This is a genomic window from Aquimarina celericrescens (assembly GCF_042682765.1).
GTDB classification, from domain to species: domain Bacteria; phylum Bacteroidota; class Bacteroidia; order Flavobacteriales; family Flavobacteriaceae; genus Aquimarina; species Aquimarina celericrescens.
This window is the reverse complement of record NZ_JBHUHY010000024.1, coordinates 1-1819: the sequence shown is the minus strand read 5'-3', so window position 1 is coordinate 1819 and position 1819 is coordinate 1. Positions and strand designations below refer to the sequence as shown.

At 35.8% G+C, this 1819-nt stretch carries 2 protein-coding genes; both read right to left on the bottom strand.

Going from position 1 to position 1819, the window contains the following annotated elements:
• Positions 1-1290: hypothetical protein (locus ACFSJT_RS17885; RefSeq protein ID WP_378321709.1), on the bottom strand; the 1290-nt coding region annotated here is incomplete at its 3' end.
• Between the two features lie 87 nt (positions 1291-1377).
• The coding region (locus tag ACFSJT_RS17880; protein WP_378321708.1) for a T9SS type A sorting domain-containing protein at positions 1378-1819 on the bottom strand (442 nt) is incomplete at its 5' end.

Below are 1819 nucleotides of genomic sequence, written 5' to 3'. Positions count from 1 at the left end.
TGCTGGGCTATAGGTAATCTTGTAATTGGCCCATTTAGTATCCAGAGGTGCATCACCAATAGCCCTGAAGTTTAATACATTATTAACGGTTTCATAGATACGCACCTTGTTATCTTCTCCGCTAAACCATATCAAATACGAATTACCACGTTGTGAGAGGTTACTATCACTAGCCATGATATGGATTCCGAATTTACGTGGTCCTGAGGTAGATTCTACTTTGGCGGCAAACTCATATAAGTATGGCAATCCTGAATTTTGTGATAAAAACGTGCTAAGTTTTGTGTTGTCTGAAGAGGTATTGGACTGTCTAAGATGTTTGTTACTAATAGACCAGTTACCAGCACCAATGGTATACCCAGAATACAACACATTACAATTATCATTGAAGAATCCGTTACCACGGTTGGCGTACCAGTTATCGCCATATTTTTCTAGTGCTTGGTAGAACCTACGGGTTACCCCAACATTATCGTTATCACTAAAGTTAGCTGTAAAGTCCCCTGTTTGTGTATTTCCTCCAGGTGCATTAATATTAGTAGTGGGAGAAGAGATGTCTATAGCAGTACCACAAGTAATTGGTCCTATTGGCGTTGATTGGTCTTTTAAATAGGATACTGTTATTTGAGAATTATTATTAGTTCCCAACCAGGCGTGTGTTTCTGTTGTTAACCCTCCCAAAAAAGATTGTGATCTTGGTCCTGTTTCATATCCTGCAATGATAACTACTTTTTTGCCATTGGCACTTAACAAAAATTTTGTTCCTCTAGGAGGGCGTGTACCAGGGGTCCACATCATAGTCATAAACCACATTTCTTTTTCTGGAGTTAATTCTTGAGTCTGAATATTTCCTACCGAACCTTGACCTATCAATCCAGATTCTGCGGGAGTCCACTGTTTTTGAAATGAGGCCGAATATAATTGACCAAATGTTTTGGAAGCATCATATTTTTTGTAAAGGTCAAAGGATCTTTGTAAGTGGCTATTTATATTTTCGGTAACAGTGTTCGCAAATAATCTTGCACCAGTAAACTTATCTTTTGTAGTTACATAATGACTCTCTTGCACAAATTTACCTGTTATTGGTAATTGTAATGTGCGACTCCATTGATTTGAAAAACTATGGAAAACGGTATATGTTTGAGTCTGGCATGATACATTATTAGTAGCCGTATTAATATTATCAAGGATTATTTCTTCCTTTATTTCTTTAAAATTGATAGATTCATTGTCGGTAGTGCACCCTAAAAATAAAATACAAATAATCGATACAATTTTTATTTTTTTCATTTTATTGAATTTTTTTGATATCCAACCAGTAGTTTCATTGTTCAATAAGCTACCAGTTGGATACATACAAGAAACCTTAATTCTTATTTACTGCTTAATGATTCTAGCCGTATTGATGTGATCTGCATTTTCAGTTTTTATAAAATAAGTTCCGGCAGGTATTCCTTTTATCAAATTACTGATGTCCACATTTTTCTTTACTTCCTTGCCCGGTTGATCATAAATTATTTTAATCAGCTTGCCATTATAATCAAGCAATGATATTTTTGTTTTTGAAGGATTGGCAGCCTCATATATTAAAGTCAAATGTTTGCCATTAGTAGGGTTTGGATAAAGCACAATTTTGTTTGAAATGAAAGTGTCATTTGGAATCGCGTTACTTTGTCGAGTCAAACTGCTTATAGTCACATCCAGGTTTCCTGGGTTTGACCAGTTTCCCGCAGCATCACGCACCAAACTTTTTACTTTACCATTTCTTCTTCGTATATCTTTGGTAACTGCTGTTCCTGCAGTGATGGTTTGGTCGTTT